This is a genomic window from Vulcanisaeta distributa JCM 11217 (assembly GCF_001316005.1).
In the GTDB taxonomy this organism is placed as follows: Archaea; Thermoproteota; Thermoprotei; order Thermoproteales; family Thermocladiaceae; genus Vulcanisaeta; species Vulcanisaeta distributa_B.
The window spans coordinates 227,360-248,449 of record NZ_BBBJ01000001.1 but is presented as its reverse complement, the minus strand read 5'-3'; the positions used below and the strand labels follow the sequence as shown (position 1 = coordinate 248,449).

At 43.7% G+C, this 21,090-nt stretch carries 22 protein-coding genes, 1 tRNA gene and 4 pseudogenes; 15 read left to right on the top strand and 12 right to left on the bottom strand.

Annotation, left to right across the window (positions count from 1 at the left end):
- Positions 1-50: 50 nt before the first annotated feature.
- The 8 genes and pseudogenes from JCM11217_RS01470 (at position 51) to JCM11217_RS01445 (ending at position 5,876) form a co-directional block, all read left to right on the top strand.
- Positions 51-1,007: an NAD-dependent epimerase/dehydratase family protein gene (locus tag JCM11217_RS01470; protein WP_054841831.1), complete on the top strand. Its 957-nt coding sequence runs from the start codon at positions 51-53 to the stop codon at positions 1,005-1,007.
- A 37-nt stretch (positions 1,008-1,044) separates the two neighbouring features.
- A complete protein-coding gene (locus tag JCM11217_RS01465; RefSeq protein ID WP_054841830.1) occupies positions 1,045-1,365 on the top strand; it encodes a hypothetical protein in 321 nt (106 codons plus the stop codon).
- 49 nt (positions 1,366-1,414) lie between these two features.
- Positions 1,415-2,170 (top strand): MBL fold metallo-hydrolase, encoded by a 756-nt coding sequence (locus JCM11217_RS01460; RefSeq protein WP_054841829.1) that lies wholly within the window; start codon positions 1,415-1,417, stop codon positions 2,168-2,170.
- 297 nt (positions 2,171-2,467) lie between these two features.
- A pseudogene (locus JCM11217_RS01455) lies at positions 2,468-3,696 on the top strand (ABC transporter substrate-binding protein).
- A gap of 72 nt (positions 3,697-3,768) precedes the next feature.
- Positions 3,769-4,164 carry a hypothetical protein gene (locus JCM11217_RS12475; RefSeq protein WP_243677956.1) on the top strand — a complete coding sequence of 132 codons (396 nt, stop codon included), beginning with the start codon at positions 3,769-3,771 and terminating at the stop codon, positions 4,162-4,164.
- Complete coding sequence (locus tag JCM11217_RS12470) at positions 4,161-4,598, top strand: ABC transporter permease subunit (protein ID WP_243677955.1); 438 nt, start codon at positions 4,161-4,163, stop codon at positions 4,596-4,598. Before JCM11217_RS12475 ends, JCM11217_RS12470 begins: the two co-directional genes overlap by 4 nt.
- 7 nt (positions 4,599-4,605) lie before the next feature.
- Positions 4,606-5,397, top strand: a complete 792-nt coding sequence (locus JCM11217_RS12465) for an ABC transporter permease subunit (RefSeq protein WP_243677954.1) — start codon at positions 4,606-4,608, stop codon at positions 5,395-5,397.
- A gap of 149 nt (positions 5,398-5,546) precedes the next feature.
- Entirely contained in the window at positions 5,547-5,876 is a 330-nt protein-coding gene (locus tag JCM11217_RS01445) for a hypothetical protein (protein ID WP_054841903.1), read from the top strand.
- A gap of 29 nt (positions 5,877-5,905) precedes the next feature.
- On the opposite strand, the gene JCM11217_RS01440 is transcribed toward JCM11217_RS01445, so the two are convergent.
- Entirely contained in the window at positions 5,906-6,361 is a 456-nt protein-coding gene (locus tag JCM11217_RS01440) for a hypothetical protein (RefSeq protein ID WP_054841828.1), read from the bottom strand.
- A 38-nt stretch (positions 6,362-6,399) separates the two neighbouring features.
- On the bottom strand, positions 6,400-6,558 hold the full coding sequence (locus JCM11217_RS12460; protein ID WP_243677953.1) for a hypothetical protein: 159 nt from the start codon (positions 6,556-6,558) through the stop codon (positions 6,400-6,402).
- A 262-nt stretch (positions 6,559-6,820) separates the two neighbouring features.
- Here JCM11217_RS12460 and JCM11217_RS01435 point away from each other — a divergent pair, with 262 nt between their 5' ends.
- The 4 genes and pseudogenes from JCM11217_RS01435 (at position 6,821) to JCM11217_RS01420 (ending at position 10,756) form a co-directional block, all read left to right on the top strand.
- Complete coding sequence (locus JCM11217_RS01435; protein ID WP_054841827.1) at positions 6,821-7,753, top strand: radical SAM protein; 933 nt, start codon at positions 6,821-6,823, stop codon at positions 7,751-7,753.
- Between the two features lie 64 nt (positions 7,754-7,817).
- Positions 7,818-9,034 (top strand): annotated as a pseudogene (locus JCM11217_RS01430) (FAD-dependent oxidoreductase).
- 37 nt (positions 9,035-9,071) lie between these two features.
- Entirely contained in the window at positions 9,072-9,869 is a 798-nt protein-coding gene (locus tag JCM11217_RS01425; protein WP_054841826.1) for a heme-binding protein, read from the top strand.
- A 266-nt stretch (positions 9,870-10,135) separates the two neighbouring features.
- Positions 10,136-10,756 (top strand): radical SAM protein, encoded by a 621-nt coding sequence (locus tag JCM11217_RS01420; RefSeq protein ID WP_243677952.1) that lies wholly within the window; start codon positions 10,136-10,138, stop codon positions 10,754-10,756.
- Positions 10,757-10,925: 169 nt separating this feature from the next.
- Here JCM11217_RS01420 and JCM11217_RS01415 read toward each other — a convergent pair.
- From JCM11217_RS01415 to JCM11217_RS01395, 5 genes are all read right to left on the bottom strand, one after another.
- Positions 10,926-11,018, bottom strand: a tRNA-Gln gene (locus JCM11217_RS01415).
- A 54-nt stretch (positions 11,019-11,072) separates the two neighbouring features.
- Entirely contained in the window at positions 11,073-11,555 is a 483-nt protein-coding gene (locus JCM11217_RS01410) for a MaoC/PaaZ C-terminal domain-containing protein (protein ID WP_243677951.1), read from the bottom strand.
- Positions 11,556-11,602: 47 nt separating this feature from the next.
- Positions 11,603-12,049, bottom strand: a complete 447-nt coding sequence (locus JCM11217_RS01405; RefSeq protein WP_243677950.1) for a hypothetical protein — start codon at positions 12,047-12,049, stop codon at positions 11,603-11,605.
- 180 nt (positions 12,050-12,229) lie between these two features.
- Entirely contained in the window at positions 12,230-12,511 is a 282-nt protein-coding gene (locus JCM11217_RS01400; RefSeq protein WP_054841825.1) for a hypothetical protein, read from the bottom strand.
- Positions 12,512-12,559: 48 nt separating this feature from the next.
- Positions 12,560-13,261, bottom strand: coding sequence for an MBL fold metallo-hydrolase (locus tag JCM11217_RS01395; protein ID WP_054841824.1), 702 nt, complete (start codon positions 13,259-13,261; stop codon positions 12,560-12,562).
- 128 nt (positions 13,262-13,389) lie between these two features.
- Between JCM11217_RS01395 and JCM11217_RS01390 the strand changes: the two genes are divergently transcribed.
- The 3 genes and pseudogenes from JCM11217_RS01390 to JCM11217_RS01380 all read left to right on the top strand — a co-directional run bounded on the left by JCM11217_RS01390 (position 13,390) and on the right by JCM11217_RS01380 (position 17,390).
- Positions 13,390-14,052, top strand: a complete 663-nt coding sequence (locus JCM11217_RS01390) for a hypothetical protein (protein WP_054841823.1) — start codon at positions 13,390-13,392, stop codon at positions 14,050-14,052.
- 79 nt (positions 14,053-14,131) lie between these two features.
- A pseudogene (locus JCM11217_RS01385) lies at positions 14,132-16,365 on the top strand (elongation factor EF-2).
- A gap of 56 nt (positions 16,366-16,421) precedes the next feature.
- Positions 16,422-17,390, top strand: a complete 969-nt coding sequence (locus tag JCM11217_RS01380; protein ID WP_054841822.1) for an Mrp/NBP35 family ATP-binding protein — start codon at positions 16,422-16,424, stop codon at positions 17,388-17,390.
- Here the strand turns inward: JCM11217_RS01380 and JCM11217_RS12455 are convergent.
- The 5 genes and pseudogenes from JCM11217_RS12455 to JCM11217_RS01365 all read right to left on the bottom strand — a co-directional run bounded on the left by JCM11217_RS12455 (position 17,385) and on the right by JCM11217_RS01365 (position 21,052).
- The gene (locus tag JCM11217_RS12455; RefSeq protein WP_243677949.1) at positions 17,385-17,843 is read right to left on the bottom strand and encodes a hypothetical protein; all 459 of its coding nucleotides are present in this window, start codon (positions 17,841-17,843) and stop codon (positions 17,385-17,387) included. The genes JCM11217_RS01380 and JCM11217_RS12455 overlap by 6 nt on opposite strands.
- Positions 17,809-18,132, bottom strand: coding sequence for a hypothetical protein (locus JCM11217_RS12450; protein ID WP_243677948.1), 324 nt, complete (start codon positions 18,130-18,132; stop codon positions 17,809-17,811). The genes JCM11217_RS12455 and JCM11217_RS12450 overlap by 35 nt, the downstream gene beginning before the upstream one ends.
- 32 nt (positions 18,133-18,164) lie before the next feature.
- Entirely contained in the window at positions 18,165-18,863 is a 699-nt protein-coding gene (locus tag JCM11217_RS12445) for a hypothetical protein (protein ID WP_243677947.1), read from the bottom strand.
- Positions 18,864-18,909: 46 nt separating this feature from the next.
- The gene (locus JCM11217_RS12440; protein ID WP_243677946.1) at positions 18,910-19,725 is read right to left on the bottom strand and encodes a DUF87 domain-containing protein; all 816 of its coding nucleotides are present in this window, start codon (positions 19,723-19,725) and stop codon (positions 18,910-18,912) included.
- Between the two features lie 110 nt (positions 19,726-19,835).
- A pseudogene (locus JCM11217_RS01365) lies at positions 19,836-21,052 on the bottom strand (PLP-dependent aminotransferase family protein).
- Between the last annotated feature and the right edge of the window lie 38 nt (positions 21,053-21,090).

The window sequence follows — 21,090 nt, the reverse complement described above, 5'->3', positions numbered from 1 at the left end:
TTCTCTATTTAGGGAAAGACTTAATTACTATTTGTCATAAATAAGACACTGTGGAGAAGGCACTGATTATAGGTCTTGGGTTCATTGCTACCAACCTGGCTAAGCACTTAGTTGATAAAGGCTTTGATGTACATATAACCTACAGGTCCATTCACGGCAGTAAGGCGTTCATGATGAGGGACATACTTGAATTGAACGTTAAACCGCATAGGTTAGACCCAGGTAATTACGATGAGGTAGTGAAGCTAATCAGTAGTGTTAGGCCGAATTACGTATTTAATACGGTTGGTTTGTTAAACGGCTCATGGAATGAATTATGGAATGCCCATGTTGAGGTTCCTCGCAATATCGCGAGGGCAATACTCAACGTTGATAAATCAATAAAGTTCATACACATAAGTGCATCAGCGGCTTCGGGCAGGATAGGTAATTACATAAGGGAGGAGCCTGTGCATTGTGATTACTCATATGTAAAGCCAAGGAGTGATTATGAGAGGTCTAAGTGCGATGGTGAAAGGACCATTAGAGAGTTGGGTAATGAGGGGCTTAATTACGTCATTGTTAGACCAACGCTCGTTTATGGACCTTATAATGATCACTACGAATTCCTCAGCCTTTATAGGTTTGTGAGGATGGGCTTGGTGCCGCAGATCAGGGGGGGTCTTGTTAATGCCATCTATGTGGGTTACCTGGTGGAGATGCTTGAGAAGCTGGCGGTTAATGAGGATTACAGGAACACGTTTTTATACGCAACAGAGTGCACCATGTATAGCTTGGGTAACTTCGCCGAGTTAATGGCTGGGTATTTAGGTGTTGGTGGTATTAGGATACCATTACCGCCAGGCATTATTGGCCTATTCCTACCTGGTGGTGCTCGTTCACTACTTAAGTATGTCAATGTGCAATACGATTGTGAAAGTACGAGGAGGGTGTTGGGCGATGTTGAGCCCGCCATTGATGTTGGTGTTAGGGAGATGGTCGATTGGTTAAGGAGGGTTTATGGATAACTTAAAGTATTTAATGGCTTAATAATGCGTGATTCTAATGAGCGAGCCCAGGGTTGCCGGTATATTAATGCTTGTCAGTGGAGCCTTTCTACTCATTCCAGCCCTCCTCCTCGGCGTCGCATCGCTTATTCTCGTACCAATACCCAACATAGGCACTACGATTCTCTGGGCATTAACATTAATAGTCATTGCCCTCGCCATAATGAATATAGGCGCCGGCGCGCTACTAATATCTAGACATGATGATCCTGAAGTTCGTACGTTAGGCATCGTCGTTGCCGCCTTAAACTTAGTCTTTACATGGTGGACTATAATAGGTGCTTTACTTGCGGTGCTTGAGATAGCCTTCCTAATATGATGTCTTTCTGAAGTACTCCTTATAATTGCTGGGATCTTTACTAAGTGCTGTGAGGGTAATCCCACTTGGAGTTGGTGGCTGGGTCTCTAATCCATTGCTGGGTAACGTATCGTTAATCGTTGAGGTCGGTAATTCGAGGATTCTAATTGATGCCGGTGAAGGTACGTATAGGGCTTTAAGGGGGGGCTGTAGCTTTGATGTGAATGACCTCGACCTAATACTCATAACGCATAGGCATGGGGATCACGTAATGGGCCTACCAACCCTGGCCCTCTTTGCAAGGTCTAGAGGAATTACGCTTAAGGTTTATGGCCCCAGGGACGTAGATTTAGAGAAGCTCTTTGATGCTTTAGGCATACCTCAGTACCTACCAGCAATAGACTTTCATCCAATAGATCCAAGTCCAGAGCCTTTAACCGTGTTGATAAGCCATGACTATAGAGTTACCGCGATATTGGCAGATCATACCGTGCAAACCCTAGCATATAGGATTGATGGGTCTGATGGATCATGCATAACGTATAGTAGCGATACCAGGCCCACCAGGAACATAGTTAATCTCGCTAAAGGCTGCACATTGCTAATTCATGAAGCATCAGGAAACCCAGGTACTGAGGAGGTATCTCATTTGCATGGTCATTCAACGACTAGCGAGGCGGTCCAGATTGCTAAGGAGGCTGGTGTTAAGTATTTAGTGCCGATTCATTACTACGTGGAATCACCAATATTAAGTAATGTTGGTAATGAGGTCAGCATAGTAATACCATTGCCATGTACACCCATTGATACTCAGAGATTGAAATAATTAACTACTGATTTACTGACATTAAAATATAGTAATTTGAATAATATCAAAGAGTCAATCCTAGGAAATACTTATAATCAGAGTGTAGTAATTCATTATGTGAGGAGGGGTATTTCACGTACTGCCTGGGCCATAATTGGTGTTATAATCGTAGTAATAATCGCGGTAGGTGCATACTACTACATTAAGGCAGTAACCACGCCTAAAACCGTGACATTAGTTGTGGTTGCCTACTCAGGAACCACTGCACAATTCATACAATTCGCCGGTCAATTATTCCATGAGGAACATCCAAATGTGTATGTTAAGGTTATTACATACCCATTTAGTCAGTACGTTACTAATGAATTAACGGCACTCGAGGCGCACTCAACTGAGTATGACATTATAGAGTTCACGTCAACATCAGCGCTTAGGTTTGTGCCTTATGTATTACCGCTTAATCCATATGTAGGGACTTTATTTAACATGAGCGATTTAATGGCTCCTCAGGAGCCTTTGGCGGTGAGTTCTACAATACTACGACAGGTCAAATCGAGTATATCGGCATAGCATATGAGACGGTAACCTACATGCTCGCTTATAAGTGCTCAATATTCAACAACCAAACATTGGCCCAGGAGTTCTATAGTGAGTATGGCGTTGAGTTTAACCCATTAACCTGGCAAAACTGGACTACGGTGCTTGAGGTTGATCAATTCCTCGTGAGCCACGGAATTACCAAGTATGGGGTCCTGGTCGATGACCACGTATCACACGGTATAATAGATGCTTACCCAGCAATATTTGGCTGGTGGTATATGAGGGATCCAAATCTTAACAAGGGCAGGATTGGTGGCTTGCCCAACTTCAACATAATGTTCTACGGAGCACCAGCGCCAGGCTGTACATACCCATTGCCCGACTTCAACACCACAGATGGTATTGAGGCACTCGAGGTCTATAAGGAGCTCGTTTCATATGAGCCACCGCCAAACGTTACGCCAATAACCTATGATAACCTGCCAGAGCTTTATGCTGAGTATGCACCGGCGGCATTGTTATTCGTTAGCCAATTATCATACCTACCATCAAACGTGTACAATGATACGTGCTTAGCACCGTTACCTGGCGGCTACGCCGAGACCGGCACTAACTTCCTCGCCGTTAGTAAGTACTCAACACATAAGCAGTTGGCTCTTGAATTCCTCGCGTTCCTGGTATCGCCTAAGGTCCAGGTGTATGAGTACCTGTACTTCCATAAGTTCCCAATATCGAAGGAGGCATTCCAAATGCTACTGAGTAATAGTACGCTTAGTCCGCATGATAAGGAATTACTCGAGGCAGTTTATGACGCGGCTCAGTACGCCTGGGCGAATCCACCAAACATACCACCCACATACACAGAGTTAATACCGAGCTTTAACCAGGAAGTGTTTAGCTACCTGCTTGGGCAGGTGAGCGCGCAGCAGGCGATGAATACGGCAGCGTCATCCTGGATAAACGCCCTTATTCAGACCTATGGTTCATGTTCAAGCTCAGGTTAATGTTGAACTATACTACACTACGTAATTTAAAAATTAAAAATTAAATTTTTCACGATAAGTAACTGGGCTGACATGAGGAGGTTTTGGCTAATACCATATTTAACGTATATACTAGCCTTTGGATTAATTCCATTAATCCTAACCTTCTACTTCGTTGGTTTTAATCCATCATCAATAAAGGGCTTAATAACGGATTTCCCACCCGGCACATTCAACTTAGCACTTTATAACACATTGCTCTTTGCAACCATAACCGCCTTAGTATCGACTTTATTAGCATTAGTACTGGCTATTAGGGTTGATAGCTTGCCCATGAGGTGGCAGGTGCCAATGTCGCTGATAATACTTGTTCCATACACAATACCGTTTATATCATCATCAATGATCTGGTACACACTCTTCGACCCAATGTACGGGCCCCCCTCTATTACCTATTCAAGTTATTTCACATACCCATGCTTAACATGACCACAATCCCTGGCTTATCAATATGGGCGGTAATAATCGTAGGAATATGGAGCAGTACGTCCTTTGCATATTTAATAATAATTGGTGGGCTTAAGTCAATTAGTAAGGAGCTTAAGGAGGTCTCCCAGGTAGATGGTGCCTCCCTCTCGCAGTACTATAGTGGTGTTGCATTGCCCTACATTTTCAAGATTGTGCTTACGGCATTCCTAGTGATATTCGTGCTCCAACTGGGTAACTTCGACATACCATACGTATTGACCGAGGGTGGGCCAGGCTACTCCTCAACAACACTACCCCTCCTCATATTCGATTTACTTTACTTCATTGGAAACTTCTCTGGTGGCGAGGCTGCCGCTGCGTTGCTCGCGCCTTGGCTACATTGCCGGCGGCTGCGCTGCTTTATGTTATGCGTAGTGGGGGGGGCTTTACGTTAGGCTTCCCGTGGTTAAGGTTCCGGATAAGGTCTATGATTCATTACTATGGATTTTAACAGTAATAATACTGCTATTCTTAATATTCCCCCCCGTTTATTGGATGGTAATACTCGCCTTTAGGCCCAGCATTTATGACTTCGTATCACCACCAATACTATACCCAGTCGCACTTACGGCTAAGTACTTTATAAGCGCGATTACGAGCTCCACACCATACATATTCACAAACCTCGTTGTTGGCGCATTCGTAGCGTTAATATCGGCTATACTTGCAGGTACTGCCTCTTACATAATGTCTAAGCAAAACATTTACTGGCTATTGCTAATCACGATATATCTATACTCATTACCAGCCACGAGCTTCATATTCCCAGTGTACATCCTATTCATGAACTCAGGGCTCTTAAACACCTGGTGGGCATTAATACTTGCCGAGCCCATATTCACGGTAACGCTGTCCGCCTGGCTCCTCTTCAACATTTATAGGGACTTACCAAATGAGTATCAGGAGTTGGCTGAGATTGAGGGTGCCTCCTCGACTTATACGTTGTTTAGGATCATAGCCCCAATAACCAGGAGTAGTTGGTTTATGGTCATGATACTATCCTTCATAATAAGTTGGCAGTTACTATTTTATCCGTTGATACTAACGGAGACCCCATGGCAATTCAACTTCCCGCCAACGGGCGCACAGACAGTAACCATATTTGCAATAGAGGCGATAAGGAGTAAGGCTGTTGATTGGGGGGGTTACTGGCTTCATCGGCCTTGTGGTTGCGCTACCTGTTATGGTGCTTAGCTACATAATAATGGGTAGGTTGCTCGAGGGCTTCAACATCGGTGGTATAAAGGGATAATCAGATGTATTCATTTTAATTAAGTATTTATATGAATACATGATGAGAAAGGTTTTTAAATCCGATATCAGAAGCGATATTGGTGATAAGAATGTTCGGCATAACGAGGTGGGGTGCGTGGATAATACTAAACCAAATAACGGATAGGATAAAGATGAGCGATTTGAGAAGCAGGGTACCACTCTACGGCGCAGCCTTTGATTACGCAATAAGTGCGCTACAAATGGCTGGTTTAATAAGGGTTGTTAAGGAGGGTGGTGAGGAGTACGTGGAATTGACAGACCTAGGCAAGAGCTTTAAGAGCTGGTACACAAGCTACCCATACCCACCACCTGCTCCATGGGGGGGTCCAGGCTGGGGGGGTTGGTTTTACGGAGGATGGCATGGCGGTTGGAGACGCTGGTGGCATTGGTGGTGGTAACATAGCGCCATAGTTCATTAAAAATTAAATTACTTTATTATCTCTGTTGGTGTCCTCATAATAACCCTAGCCATCGGTGAAACAATGTTTGCAGCCAACCTAATAAGCGTCACCATACTACCCCTAACCTCCAACTTCCTAAATACGCTGAGCATAGTCGTTACCGGATCACTTAATCCACTGAGTATCTTAAGCCATACATCGTAATCAGCAATAACCACGTATTGGTATGAGTTAATGTCTGGATTTATAATGAGGGAGGCTTCAATGCATGAATCATCAAACCTAAAGAATACGCCTATCGTTTCAATTTTATTAATGCCGTACGTTCTCTGTAGATGATTTATTACGTTTGGGCTTAGGTTTCTGCCAACGAGTAGTACTTCTATTTTCCAGCCATTAATTGCATTGAGGAAATCCCTATCATTATTAAGATTCAGGCATAAGGCATTAACCCACTCCCTACTTGGAAATATGTATGTCACGCGATGATTTTTAATAACGATGATTTAAGTATTCCCTCTCAATTTAATAATGATAGGTAACTAACCAAACACCTATTGAATTCAGACCTACAACTGCGGCAGTCATCGGTATACCATGGCTTTAAACACTGCATCATGGCCTCCTGATAAATCCTCCTTGAGTACTCAACCTTTTGGCTAATCACGAAATACTTCATTAAAGAACCATCCTAAAAATTTACGAAAACTCTTTAAGCAATAGTCATTATTTACTGGATACCCTTTTTAATAATTGAGTATTATACATGTAATATAATGTTTTCCCTAAGTACGCGATATTTTACCGTAAATACAGGTGTAGAAAGAGGTTTTTAATGCGTTATCTCATTATTACTTTCAATTACTTATTAATTAGAAATAGAAATATAAACATTCAATAAAGTATTTTAATAAGCATAGTGAGAGTTCAATGAGCACTTAATGTTTAAGTATATCTTTGGTCCCGTGCCGTCTCGTAGATTAGGTAGGTCGCTTGGCGTAAATGTTGTTCCACTTAAGTACTGCAATTTCAATTGTATATACTGCCAACTAGGCAGGACAAAGCACGTAATAAATGACCTGAGAATGTTTTACCCACCTGAGGATATTATTAAAGAGTTGGAAATCGCGGTGAGGACTAAGGATTATGACTACTTAACATTTATTGGCGATGGGGAACCAACGCTTTATGCTGGCCTGGGTAAGTTAATTCGGTGGGCTAGGGATAATCAGGATAAGCCCTTGGCAATACTGACCAATGGTGCCAAGCTAATTGATGAGAATGTCAGGGCATGGTTAAGTGAATTGGATGTGGTTAAGGTAAGCACTGATGCGGGAAGTGAGAGAACGTTTAGGCTCATTAATAGGCCTCATAGGGAGATAACCTTTGATAAGTTCATAGAGGGTATTGAGAGATTCCGTGAGGTGTTTAGTGGGCAGATATGGACTGAGGTAATGCTTGTTCATGGAGTAAATGATAATGAGGATGAGATAGAACGTATTGGCGATGCCATAAGTAGGTACAGGCCGGATAGGGTCTACATGATGGTGCCCACAAGACCACCCGCTGAGACCTGGGTTAAGCCACCAACATCCGATGTACTAATGAACCTAGCCAGAGTGCTCTCAAAGTATGTAAATAGTGATAGGATCTTCATAATAGACTATATTGAGAGAGGAGAGTTTCATATAGATAGGAATGATCCGGTAAATAGCTTGTTAAGTATACTCAAGATACAGCCAATGACTATTGAACAGGTGATGGATGTTATTAGGAGGAATAATCTAGATATGGAGATTCTCGATAAGATAAGGAGTTTAACGAGGGAGGTTACTTTTAATGGAATTAAGTACTTAGTTTATTCTGGTGAGTGATTTTCGTTAAATATATAGTTATTTTATGGGCATTACTTAATTAATTTAAGAAGAATAAGTAATTATGCCGGAATTTCTTAATTTTGACGTTGCAATTATTGGTGGTGGGATTGCCGGTGTATCGGTAGCCCGCGAGTTATCGCAGTATAATGTTAGTGTTGTGGTTATTGAGAAGCATAGTGACATTGGGTTGGAAAGTACGTCAACGAATCACAACCTGGTCTGTCAAGGTGGTGACGCATTATCATTTAGGCCGGGCACACTCCATGCCGAGTTGAATGTTAAGAGCATACCGCTTTGGCCAAAGCTCGCTGATGAGCTTGGTTTCCCATTGAAGAGAATTGGTGGTCTTTGGTTAATTAGGGATAAGGCTGACTTCAGGAGGTACCTGAGGCTTTACTCAAGGGCCTTTAAATCATCGCTTGAGCCTAATGCGCCTTATTACATACCTGAGGGTAGTTTTCAACCCCTTGAATTTGTGGATAGGAAGCGATTATTGGATATGGAGCCATACATTACACCAAATGCTTTGGGAGCCCTACATGACCCAAACCTATGCATAACTGACCCCCCCGTTAAGGTTGCCAAGCCTTTGCGGAGAATGCCAGGGCTAATGGTGTCGAGTTCCTACTTAACCAGGAGGTTGTTAGGATTGAGAGGCAGGGAATAGTATATAACATTTATACTAAACAGGGTTTGGCCATTAAGTCAACCTTCGTAGTCAATGCGGCAGGTATTGAGGTTGATAGGATTGCCGAGATGGTTGGTGCGAGAAACTTCTCTATTGTGCCGCTAAAGGGCACCTTGACCGACTTTGACGAAGAAGTTGGTAAGTTAATAAGTCATGAGGTTCACGTACTGCCTAGGATAGAGGATATGCCGCATGTGAAAGCAGTACTACCCAATATTTATGGTTTTGCTAGGTCAGGCATTTACCTTGAGCTCACGTATAGGAGCGATAGGGCTGTCCGTGAGGAGGCTGTTAATCACAATATCAAGGTTGCCAAGGAGTTATTCCCTGAAATACCCTTTGAGAAGCATGTTGTTAAGTCGTTCATAGGCTTCATGGCATACACAAACGCGGACACTGGCTGGCATGACTTCGTGGTAGACATACCGGACTACGTACCAAACTGGGTCAACATAGTGCTTGGGCCGGCCGGCGTATCCGCCTCACCAATGCTTGGTAAGAAGGTTGTTGAGTTATTAATGCAGTCGGGGCTTAAGCTTGAGCCTAAGAAGGGCTTTGACCCAAGGGCTAGGAGGGGTGTGCAATCATGAGCGTGCCAAGGACTATAACCCTCGACGTTGCAGGAAGATGATTGATGCAATGATTAGATATGCAAGAGACAATAGGGTATTACCAGGCAGTTTTGCCGTGGTTGATGAGGGTGGCCACGTAATTGCAGCTGAGCGTAGAGACAACGGCTTACCGGCGACCTTCGACATAGCAATTGACAAGGCCTGGACAGCGGCAACAATGAAGACCTCAGCCAGAGTTCTCGAGGTTGTTACAAGAGGTCAGGGTTGGAGACTCAATGTTAAGTATGGTGGTAGACTCACAATAATTCCTGGCTCAGTACCTGTGGTCTCAGGTAATAAGGTCATTGGCGGTATAGGGCATAGCGGCGGCTCCGCCGAGGAGGATGAGGCAATAGCACAGGCTGGGTTGAGCGCATTTTATAGGGAGGATCATATTGACTTTACCGGCGAGGATATGCTTAGGTCATTGAGGATGATCGCCGATACCGTGATTAACCACATCATAGAGAAGAGGCTACGCCCAGTAGCTATAACAATAGTTGATGAGTGGGGGGGATGGCCAGTACTGATTTATAGGATGGATGGAACTCCCTACGGCTATATTGAGGTTTCACGCGATAGAGCTTGGACAGCAGCAGCCTTTAAGGTCCCATCAGACGCTGTGTTTGATGAAGTCGGTATTAATTACGGCGTTGGCTGGAATGAGCGACTTACAGTAACAGCTGGCGGGGGGGTACCATTTAGGCTCCAGGGCTTAATGTTCGCAATAGGCATTGCCGGTAATAAACCTCAGGATGATAAGGAAATAGCCATTTCGGCGCTGAAAAACGCCGGCGTAGAACTAATTGTCTAAGCCCAGCCCCTAATCTACATCACTTATCAGTTGGGCAAGTCATCAGCATCAAAATAAGGCTTGTGCAATGAATTATTAACCTTACTTTAATAATGACCATGCTTAAAAATAGGATTTCTAACCAACCATGTGAGCACAAGAATCAGCCACATAACGTATTACATAGACCTGCACTCAGCCTACGTGCAATTCCTAGGATGCAACTTTACCTGCCATGGTGCATAAGGAAGCTAACACCATGGGACCACCATTTAGGCAATGACGAATTGGTTAAGTTAAGGTTCCAGGGATTATTGAGCATTAACGAGTTTCTAGAAATAATTGATAACGCCATTAATCAATACAGCATGGAAGAGACCGTCCTCGGAGGTGAAGAACCAACAATCGACCCAGCCCTACCTATGATAGTTAGGGAATTGAATAATAGAAGGTTGAGAATAAGACTATTAACCAATGCCTACGAAATAAGTAATGAATTACTAAACGAACTAGGACTATGCGGGGATTGCGAGGTCGTCATTGGGATTAAGACCCTTGACCCAAGCAAGCATATTAAATATACGGGTAAACCCCCCCTTGAACCTGTCCTAAGGAATATAAAGCGATTACTGGAGAGCGGCGTTAGGGTTATCTTTGAGACCGTGTTAATACCTGGTCTAAACGATGCAAAGGACATAGAGGGAATCGCGAAATACCTGACAGGCATTACAAGAGACCCAGTCCTAATAATTGACCCATTAATTCCAATACCAGGCACGCCCTGGAGAAGACCAACACAGGAGGAATTAAATGAGGCAATGAGTAGGGCAGGCAGGTATGTTAGGGTAATGACCCATGAAAAAATCGGAAGACCCAGTAGGGTGGTCGTACTATATCCGAGGCTTTAATCAAGGAATAATAGCTTTTGATGTATACATAACTATGATATGGAATAGAGAGGCATCTAAAGCTCGCAACTAAGGTCTATGATATGTTGAAAAAGATGCATGAAGAGACAATGAGTAAGGTACATGCTTAGGAGGACATTAGGCAAACTGAACAAAGATTAATACCCATTGGTAGCCGGGCGGATTCGAACCGGGGTCAACGGGTTTCTACCCCCCCTGCTGGTCCAAAGCCCGCCATCCTTGGCCGCTAGACGACCCGGCTAATAACAAAGGCAAGGAACCAGTTTAAAAGCGCTACTCGTCGTATTTTACGTCATTACATCTTTAGTGCGTTCTTCTTTGTAGCTAATCCCCCCCTCGCTATTAGGAGCTTCGTCTCTATCGTAGCTACCGTCTCTCCCCCCCTTTGATTCTTAACCTCATGCTTAAACGTTATTACACCACCGTTGTACTTATTACTTGGTTTCTTATCAACGACCTCGGACTCGACGTATATCGTGTCACCGATCTTAACGGGCTTTAAAAATTTCGAGTTAACCTCGAGCAGCGCTATCGTCGTACCGGCAACCAACGGTGCGAATAGGCCAACGGCGAGGGCTTGGACCAATAGTCCATGGGCAACCCTACCCTCGAAAATAGTCTCTTTTGCAAACACATCATCAACGTGTAATGGATTGTAATCTCCCGTTAATCCAGCGAATTGAATGATATGGGTCTCAGTGACTGTTAATCCCTGTGATCTCATTTTCATGCCAACCTGGAAGTCGTCAAATGTATATGGCGGTAACTTTAGACTCACAGCCTTAATTAGTAATTCAATTATTAACGTTTACCCGGGTTTACCAATCACTTTCTGCGTCTTATGATGAGTAATACCGATAATAATATCACAACCACAACTATTACTATTATGTAACCCAGTGATGAGTAGGGAATGAGCTGTGCCATGTTCGTCTTCGCTGTATGCTGCGTGGTTGTGGTCTTCATGGTTATTACAGGGCCTGTTGTTAAGAAGTTTATCACGTAGTTACCTGGCGCTAGTGTTAGTATAACTCCATTGCCCGTCTCCTGAAAGCCCTGTATATTGCTTGGTATTGTTGTTGGCAATACATTACTTGCCATGTAGACCTGGGTCTCATAATTAGTATTTATACTGAGTTGTAATGTTCCATTGCTTAAGACCTTTATATACGGTGTGTATGTTATTGTTATATTTCCTGTATTGACCATCGGTAGGTACACCTCGTTATTCAATATATAGTAGGGTATTGGCTGTCCTGTACTATTCGTCACGGTCACAGGCCCAGTGGCTGTACTGGGAGTGTTATGTTCATTAATAGTGCTGGCGTGTATACTGTCGCATTTATAGTGACCAGTGAGCTATTTCCTGTTAGATATAGAACACCATAATTGATAATAAATCAAGCACAGTATCTACTCTAGGTTCTGTGTTATAAGTCTTTCTTTCAATTACTAATTAACAGAGATCCCAAGACCATTAACTAGTTTACGCCTATTCCTAATGAAGACATTCGTTAAGTGAAGCATATGCCAACAAACCATGTGGCCCTTAGTAAATGCCTCGCAATCGCACCTACCAACTATGGCCACCTCGCTATTCCTCAACCTCCTAATCCTAACCTCAACATTATGCCAGGTACTTGGCCTAGACCTACTCCTAACCCTACCCCCCCTAATTATCCACTCTCTACCATTTCTTCTAACTTCGTCGAAAATCACGTCCTTACTAACCATTATCAGCTAACGATATCACTCACTAATTTAAGAACCATTCTAGTTGAATCAACTCATTGGCAGGTTAATCACGGTACCGGTCTTAACATCACAATACTTATCCCTATAAGCCACACTCACGTAATGCCTAGTCTCATCACCAGAGCAATGAGCTGGGCATACATACCTTGAGTACTTAGCGACAACATCAAGCTGCTGCCTAGATGGGCCATGGAAACCACCAATTACCAGGTAAACATCACCGAGCAGTTCACGGCCCCCCCTCCTCACGATGTTATCAATGCCTGGATGAGAACAACCAACGACGATAATAGAACCATAACCGCTCAATCTAATGATTAATGAATGCTCATAAACACCCATACCGCTCATGACGCCTGTCGTAAAGGCGTCCTCAAGTATCTCCCTCGAATCCCTAACAGTAACCGGATTAAGACCCCCCCACCTACGTAATACGTTATCAACCTCAGGAACATACACCGTTAACCCCCCCCTCCTAACCTCACCAACGTACTTAAACCCACCATAGTGGTCAGCATGGTAATGACTAAGGAAGGCTGCATCAACCCTATTGAGGTCTATGCCCAAGGCCCTTACATTATTCTCAATAACCCTCGACTCCGTATCTGCGTCGTAAAGCAGAGTCCACTTATCCGTCTCGATAAGTATGCTCCAACCCCCCCAATCATTAAGTAATGGTGGGTTTGGCTTGTTATCATTAATTACCGTAAGCTTAATCCACCTAACCATTACCTGCCCACAGTTACTTGTAAAATATATTAACCTTTTATGTATTTATGTAGGTACTAATGATGATATGCACCTCCGCCGATTAATGAGGAGATTAGCCTGGAACTGATGGGTTTTACTTATAAATTGTGCTGAAGTTTCACGTTCTGTGGATTAGGGTATTAAATAATGGGATTAAGTTTGTCATCAACAGTTCCATCATTAATACGCTAAATACCGGTAATTTCAGTGATCAAAGCATTACCAACTTCATAATTGCCACGTTCAATAATGCCCTCCTCTTTGGGGGGGTTCCTGAGGATATACGTAGTGTGTATATTCATGGTAATGTCGGTCACAGGCATGTTTATGGTTATGTAATGTACATTAGGAGGTATAGGTCCGCCAGCATTCATATTGGGACTTGGCGCATTAAACGTGACTTTAGTAAATGCGCGACTTATTGGGGGGGTTGGCAAGTCCTTGCTCACGAGATTGCCCACCTAGTCGGTATTGGCAGCGGTCATTACCTTAGGCATGGTAATATTCACCTAAACGTTACTAAGGAGTTACTCCTTGAGTCATTACCGTCAGAAATCGCCATACCTGCTACTTACTATTTATTGATTGATTATTTATTAGGAATAGAATGTAAAGGAGGATACTCAAAGGCATCGAGAGATTTCATAATCAATGAATTAAATAGATTAACCAATGATTACTTAATTGATGTCAAACATTACATTAATTGTTCCGTTGTTTTACGTTCATTGATTAGGTCGTGTAATTCCCGCTTAATGCGATATGCCTAACATGCTTATGCCTTGTCTTTATTAATATCGTTATTAGAAAGGTTTATTAGGACTACTTAACGTTGGGTTCTGATTATCGATGGCAGTTAGGATTATCGAGAAGAAGATTGAGGATATACTCTCAATAATGAGAAATCCTGCCCAGGTTAGAAACGCAGGTACTCTTGCTCATGTTGATCACGGCAAGACAACAACCACAGACTCACTGCTAATGGGTGCCGGCTTACTTAGCCCCAAGGTTGCTGGTAAGGCATTGGCAATGGACTATGTCGAAATCGAGCAGTTAAGGCAGATGACCGTTAAGGCCGCTAACATAAGCCTATACTTCGAGTATGAAGGTAAGCCATACATAATTAATTTCGTTGATACGCCGGGTCACGTGGACTTCACGGGCCATGTTACGAGATCTCTCAGGGTTATGGATGCGCGTTAGTCGTCGTTGATGCGGTTGAGGGTGTTATGACGCAGACGGAGACTGTGGTTAGGCAGGCAATGGAGGAGATGGTTAGGCCAGTACTCTTTATCAATAAGATTGATAGGTTAATCAAGGAGCTTAGGCTGAGCCCCCCCAACGAGATCCAGCAGAGGATTGTGGAGATCGTTAAGGACTTCAACAACCTAATCGACATGTACGCGGACCCAGCCTTCAAGGACAAGTGGAAGGTTGATCCATCTAAGGGTCAAGTCGCGCTTGGCTCAGCGCTCCATAAGTGGGGGGGTGTGACAATACCACAGGCCGCTAAGGCAGGTCTTAAGTTCAGCAATATTGTTGATGCTTACGAGAAGAACTACGTCGATGAGCTGGCGCAGGAATTCCCACTCTATAAGGCTATTTTGAACATGATCGTCGAGCACGTACCGCCACCAAACGTAGCCCAGAAGTACAGGATACCGAAGATCTGGAGGGGGGGAGACATAAACTCACCACTCGGTAAGGCATTGCTTGAGGCTGACCCTGACGGCCCAACAGTGATAGCCGTTAGCAAAATGAATAAGGACCCACACGCAGGATTAATAGCCACTGGCAGGGTGTTCAGTGGCACTATTAGGGAGGGTGACGAGGTCTACCTAATAAATGCAAAGACGACAAAGAGGGTTCTACAGACTTACCTATACATGGGTCCGAATAGAATAGTAATACCTGAGGTACCGGCCGGTAACATAGTTGCCTTACTGGGCGTTGATGATGCGAGGGCTGGCGAGACGATAGTTGCTGCCTCAATTAAGGATGTGGCGGCACCATTCGAGAGGATGAAGTACATAAGCGAGCCTGTGGTTACAGTGGCCATAGAGCCCAAGAATCCAAATGACCTGGCGAAGCTTGTTGAGGGCCTTAAGGAATTAACGATTGAGGACCCAACACTAAGCCTAAAGATTGATGAGGAGACAGGCAGGTACTGCTCAGCGGTGTTGGTACGCTGCACCTAGAGATAGCTACGTGGATGCTTAAGGAGAGGACTAAGCTTGATTTCACTGTTTCACAGCCACTAGTTAGGTTTAGGGAGACTGTTAGGACTGCATCACCGACATTTGAGGGTAAGTCTCCGAACAAGCACAATAAGCTTTACATAAGTGTTGAACCGCTTGATGAGGAGACCATAAGGCTTATACAACTTGGCGAGGTAACGGATGACCAGGACCCGAGGGAGAGGGCGAAGATACTTAGGGAGAAAGCTGGCTGGGACACTGATGAGCCAGGGCATATGGGCTGTTGACGAGCAGTACATCAACGTCTTCGTTGATAAGACAACAGGTATTCAGTACCTTAGGGAGGTTAGGGATTACATAGTGCAGGGCTTTAGGTGGTCAATACAGGCAGGTCCACTGGCTCAGGAACCTGTTAGGGGGGGTATAAAGGTGGTACTGCATGATGCGGTGGTTCACGAGGACCCAGCGCACAGGGGGGGTCCGGCTCAGATAATGCCTGCCACGAAGAATGCCATAATGGCTGGAATACTGGCAGCCAAACCAACACTGCTTGAACCCATGCTATCAATAGAGGCTAAGACGACGCAGGAGAACATCGGCTCCGTGATCGGTGTGTTGAATAGGCATAGGGGGGGTAAGGTACTTGATATGATTCAGTCTGAGTACATGGTGACGATTAAGGGCGAGATACCCGTCATTGAATCATTCACCCTAAGTGATGAGCTTAGAAGTGCAACTGCTGGTAGGGTGTTCTGGAGCCTTCAGTTCTCAAGGTGGTCTCCAGTCCCTGAGAACATGCTAATGGATATGATAATGAAGATTAGGGAGAGGAAGGGATTGCCTAAGGAGATTCCGAAGGTTGAGGACTTCATATCACAGTACTAAAAATAATGGCTTAAGGAGTTTGATTTTTAAATACATCAAGTGTAGTTGTAATACGCATGTCATCACAAAGCAGTCAAGGTGGAGGTAAGATTAGGGTCTCTGTGCAGAAGGCCGGGCCATTAGACACAGGCGAGATAGCCCAGACAATGAAGACCATTAAAACGAAGTTCGCAATAATGAGTGGCAAGGGCGGTGTTGGTAAGAGCTTTGTCACGGCAAGCCTGGCGCTGGGCTTTGCAATGAGGGGTTATAGGGTTGGCATACTTGATGCTGATGTGTATGGACCAACAATACCTAAGTTGCTTGGTTTAGTTGGCGCTAATCTTTACCTTAGTGAGGATGAGAAGATAATACCTGCCGAAGGCCCATTCGGCATAAAGGTGGTCTCCATGGACTTCCTACTGCCCACTGACGATACGGCTGTTATTTGGAGGGGGGGCCCATTAGTTGATAGGGCAATTAAGGACTTCCTAGGTAATGTACGCTGGGGGGGTGAGTTGGATGCCTTATTCATTGATTTACCGCCAGGTACCGGCGATGCCCCATTAACAATAGCACAGGCCCTTGCTAATGAGATGACCGGTAGCATAATAGTGACTGCACCGAGCGATGTTTCAAAGAGGATTGTGCAGAAGGCCATTGATTTCTCGAGGAAGGTTAAAATACCGATAACCGGTGTAATCGAGAACATGTGCTGCTTCTACTGTCCTGAGTCGGGTAAGACGTACTACATCTTTGGGAAGTTGATTGGTAAGGAGATGGCTGATAAGTACGGTGTGCCGTACCTAGGCATGATACCCCCCCTTGACCCAAGGATTGGTGAGTCCAATGATCTTGGAGAGCCCTTCCTAATGAAGTACTCCACTTCGGATACGGCTAGGGCAATACTGAGTATTGTGGATACGATAATAGCCATGTATAGGGATAGGCTTGAGGCTAAGGTTGAGGCCCCCCCGGCAAAGAAGCAGATAAAGTCGTTGCTTAGATTACCTGGTGAGGAGGAAGAGAATCAGGAAGAATCATAGGTACTTCCTTAAGGCTTTTGCGGTTTCAGCTATCGCTTCAAAGTCCCCCCCTGGGGGGGCCGATAGGTAAATACCGGGGAAGTACCTCAGTAGCTCACGGGCTCTATTAACCGCATCACCTATTGGGTCAGGCTTTACCTGAACCTCAGTATTGAGTATCCTACCTATTATTTTAGCTGACTTATTAGTAATTATTAGTAATGCTGGGTAAACATCGACGTTAAACTCCTTATTCACGGTAAAAACCCTCATTAAGTCCTCCATTGACAATGTGTATTGAAGCATTGCAAAGTCAGGTTTGGCACTTAGTCTTTCCCTTATGTAGCTTTCCTCAAAACTTGATATGGAAATACCAAACCTAGCACCGCTTATTTGCTCAGCATCCCTTAAATAATTAATTGCGCTTACTGGTGTTAAATCAGGGACAGCCGTAACGCCCGGCCCCCAAGTCACCCCTCATTAATAGGTAATTCCTAACGCCATTGATTAAGCCGCCCATTATTAATGCCGTAAGACCAACCTTATTGTGATCAGCAACCCTAACATTTGCAATAACCTCAATATTAAATTTACGCCTAATTAATGCACCTATGAGTATTGCATTTGCCGATGGGTTTGCGAATGTGGAATCAGGGATGTCGATGTGCGTCACGTAATCAATAACGCCACTAATCATATTCAGGTAATTATCTACATTATCAATTTTTCTCAGCGGTGGTAATTCAGCTATTATAACCGCCATTATGTGCAATAGTCGTAACCACTAATTAAGAATTACGCTATTGAACCCTTTATGCAGTTAATATTTAACCATGGAGAGATTAAGATGAACTCATTATTAAGTAGGTTTACGCTCTCCTGGCATCCAATTTTCACCGACCCATTCATCCTCATCAACATGAGGTTTCCAAACTCTCTATACAGCTTTTTCGAGAATAACCTAGTGGCTACTATGAAGAATATGCCATGGGACCTACCAATCCTTATATTATTAATTAGCGAATTCAGTAAGTCCTTATTACCCATGAGGCCCTCCGCGTTATCCACAATCATTATAACCTTATTATCCCTGGATCCTATGAACCATTTAATAATGTCCTCTATGAGCAATGTCTCATAAATACTCATTAATGAGTCAGGTAATTCATGAAGATCAATAATCGCAATCCTACTCCTCAAAACCCTTATGGGGCTGAACACTGAAATATCCATGTTCTCACCGCCAATGTTAACCATCGCATCAAAGAATCCAGTGTCCTTCAATGAGTATGCCAGATCAATGGCCTTATTTATCGGCCCCCTACCAATTATATTAAGAAGTTCTGGATCCTTAATGGCGCTGATGAAGCTTTGTACAGTGTTAAGGGCTTTCTCATTGTCCATCATTAATGTGGTAATTACATACTTAATCTCCGGATCCAGGTAATTAACCGCCCTCTCAATAAACCACCTAAATCTTATTGATAACGGCATAATGCTTAACTTACCAAGTCCCTTCCTCTGAAAATCAACATTAAATTCAACCCCCGTCGCTCTTCGACATACTCATTGAAATTCTAACCCTCCTCTGAAATCCAAGTATCCGTAGTTTGTCTGCGATGTACTTCTTCAACTCATCGATATCAGCCGGCCTACCTAACTTCATAAGGTCCACCGGTATTAGCACTGACGCATCAACTCCATTCTCAATGAGATCCTTCGTATACTCACCTGTCCTATCAAATATTACTATGTTTTCATAACTACTCATTGAGTATAATTCCTTAATCAACCTCTTTATGAAGAAGGACTTACCACAACCTGGCTGACCCATTATTAATAAGCCCCTACTAAGTGCATCCTCACTGAGGGTTATTGGTATGTCATACCCATTAATTAATGTCTTGCCAAATGTCAAATTTCCCGTTAATCCAAGGAATCCTCTAATAACCTCACTACTTGGGTAGATAACCATGCTACCATTAATGGGTATTACAAGCAATGATGCGTATCGAAATGCCCCCCCATTCTCCCTTATTCGTGATATTACGAAATCACTGACAATCCTAATATACGTCGAGTTAACGCCCCCCCTTATTGATAGTGGCGGGTTTATTACACTCTCAACCTTACTAACCCTAAGAAGCACCTCATTACCTGTTGACGCATCAACCACTACTATGTATGAACCAATGAATAACTTGCTAATTAAGTCATTATAACTAAATCTTGAACTCACAGTAAGTATTAACCTATTATTCTCGTTGACGCTCTTTTCAACGATTCCCAGCACATTACCTAGTTTATTAATATCGAGCTCATTAATGGCATTATCGCTAGTGCTACCTCTCTGCATTGAGTTAGGGGGGGCTACTTAGTAGCTTATAAGGATTCGTGAAGTATAGACCCGCGGTACTTACGATAAACTTACCGTGAAACTCCATGAAATTTCTGAGAAACCTAAAGCTACTGAGATAAGTACTCCTTAATTGCCAGCGCCAGTCTCTTAATACCCTCAAATATCTGCTGCGGCGTCGGGTATGTGAAGTTCAGCCTCATGTCATTGTGCCTATCCTCATTTGGATAAAAGGACTTACCAGGTACATACGCAACACCATACTTCTTAATAGCCACGCTAAGCATCTCTCCCGTGTCTATCTTCTCAGGCGTTGTTAACCAAATGAACATGCCGGCTGATGGCTTAGTCCAGGTAACACCCTCAGGCATGTACTCACTCAACGCCTGAAGCATTAGGTCCCTCTTTGACCTATAGATTTCCTTAATTCTCGGTATATTCCTCTCAATGACGCCTCTCCTCAATAACTCAGCTGCAATATATTGGTTGAGAGTTGATGTGTGCAGGTCAATGGACTGCTTGGCAAGCTCAAACCACCTAATAACCTCATCACTAGCCGCAACCCAACCAAGCCTAAGCCCAGGTGCTGCAATCTTACTAAATGTGGATAGGTAGATAACCCTACCTTCACTATCCATCGCCTTAAGTCTCGCTGGCGGCTCCTCATCACCGAAGTATATGTAGCCGTATGGGTCATCCTCAATTATTAATACATCATACCTACTGGCGATATCGAGCAATGCCTTCCTCCTCTCCATACTCATTGTGATACCCGTCGGATTCTGCCCCCCGTGGGCACCACGTATATGAACTTAAGTTTGCCACCATCCTCAGATATCTTCTTGATCGTATCCTCGAGAATATCGACCTTAATCCCATAATTGTCCATGGGCACACCAACTATCCTGGGACCATAAATCCTAAAGGCTTGCAACGCGGCTAGATATGTTGGGCTTTCAGTGATTACGTAATCCCCCCCAGGGTTAATGAATAACCTGCCAATTATGTCAAGGGCCTCCTGACTACCAACAGTGATTATTATGTTTTCAGGACCATTAACCTTAATGCCCTCCTTACCCATAAACTTGACTATTTCCTCCCTTAATTCCGTTACACCGCCGGTGGTTCCGTATTGAAGTGCCTTTTCTGCCTTAGTTGATAATACATCCCTCGTTATTTCTATTATCTCCTTAACAGGGAATGAGGATGGGTCAGGCATTCCGCCACCGAAGGAAATAACATTCTCTGTAACCCACTTCAATAATTCTCTAATTTCAGAAGCCCTCATTAATTTTGACCTATCTGCCAGGAATTGACTAAGGTTCATACTGGTCGCCATGATATGATTTGAGGGATTTATATTGC

Bases quoted from the DNA above. Each gene is read 5' to 3' on its own strand.
- JCM11217_RS01465 (WP_054841830.1), top strand. From the start codon at position 1,045: ATGAGCGAGCCCAGGGTTGCCGGTATATTAATGCTTGTCAGTGGAGCC.
- JCM11217_RS12475 (WP_243677956.1), top strand. From the start codon at position 3,769: ATGAGGAGGTTTTGGCTAATACCATATTTAACGTATATACTAGCCTTT.
- JCM11217_RS12470 (WP_243677955.1), top strand. From the start codon at position 4,161: ATGACCACAATCCCTGGCTTATCAATATGGGCGGTAATAATCGTAGGA.
- JCM11217_RS01445 (WP_054841903.1), top strand. From the start codon at position 5,547: ATGTTCGGCATAACGAGGTGGGGTGCGTGGATAATACTAAACCAAATA.
- JCM11217_RS12460 (WP_243677953.1), bottom strand. From the start codon at position 6,558: ATGAAGTATTTCGTGATTAGCCAAAAGGTTGAGTACTCAAGGAGGATT.
- JCM11217_RS01435 (WP_054841827.1), top strand. From the start codon at position 6,821: ATGTTTAAGTATATCTTTGGTCCCGTGCCGTCTCGTAGATTAGGTAGG.
- JCM11217_RS01425 (WP_054841826.1), top strand. From the start codon at position 9,072: ATGATTGATGCAATGATTAGATATGCAAGAGACAATAGGGTATTACCA.
- JCM11217_RS01400 (WP_054841825.1), bottom strand. From the start codon at position 12,511: ATGGTTAGTAAGGACGTGATTTTCGACGAAGTTAGAAGAAATGGTAGA.
- JCM11217_RS01395 (WP_054841824.1), bottom strand. From the start codon at position 13,261: ATGGTTAGGTGGATTAAGCTTACGGTAATTAATGATAACAAGCCAAAC.
- JCM11217_RS01380 (WP_054841822.1), top strand. From the start codon at position 16,422: ATGTCATCACAAAGCAGTCAAGGTGGAGGTAAGATTAGGGTCTCTGTG.
- JCM11217_RS12450 (WP_243677948.1), bottom strand. From the start codon at position 18,132: ATGGCGGTTATAATAGCTGAATTACCACCGCTGAGAAAAATTGATAAT.
- JCM11217_RS12445 (WP_243677947.1), bottom strand. From the start codon at position 18,863: ATGCCGTTATCAATAAGATTTAGGTGGTTTATTGAGAGGGCGGTTAAT.
- JCM11217_RS12440 (WP_243677946.1), bottom strand. From the start codon at position 19,725: ATGCAGAGAGGTAGCACTAGCGATAATGCCATTAATGAGCTCGATATT.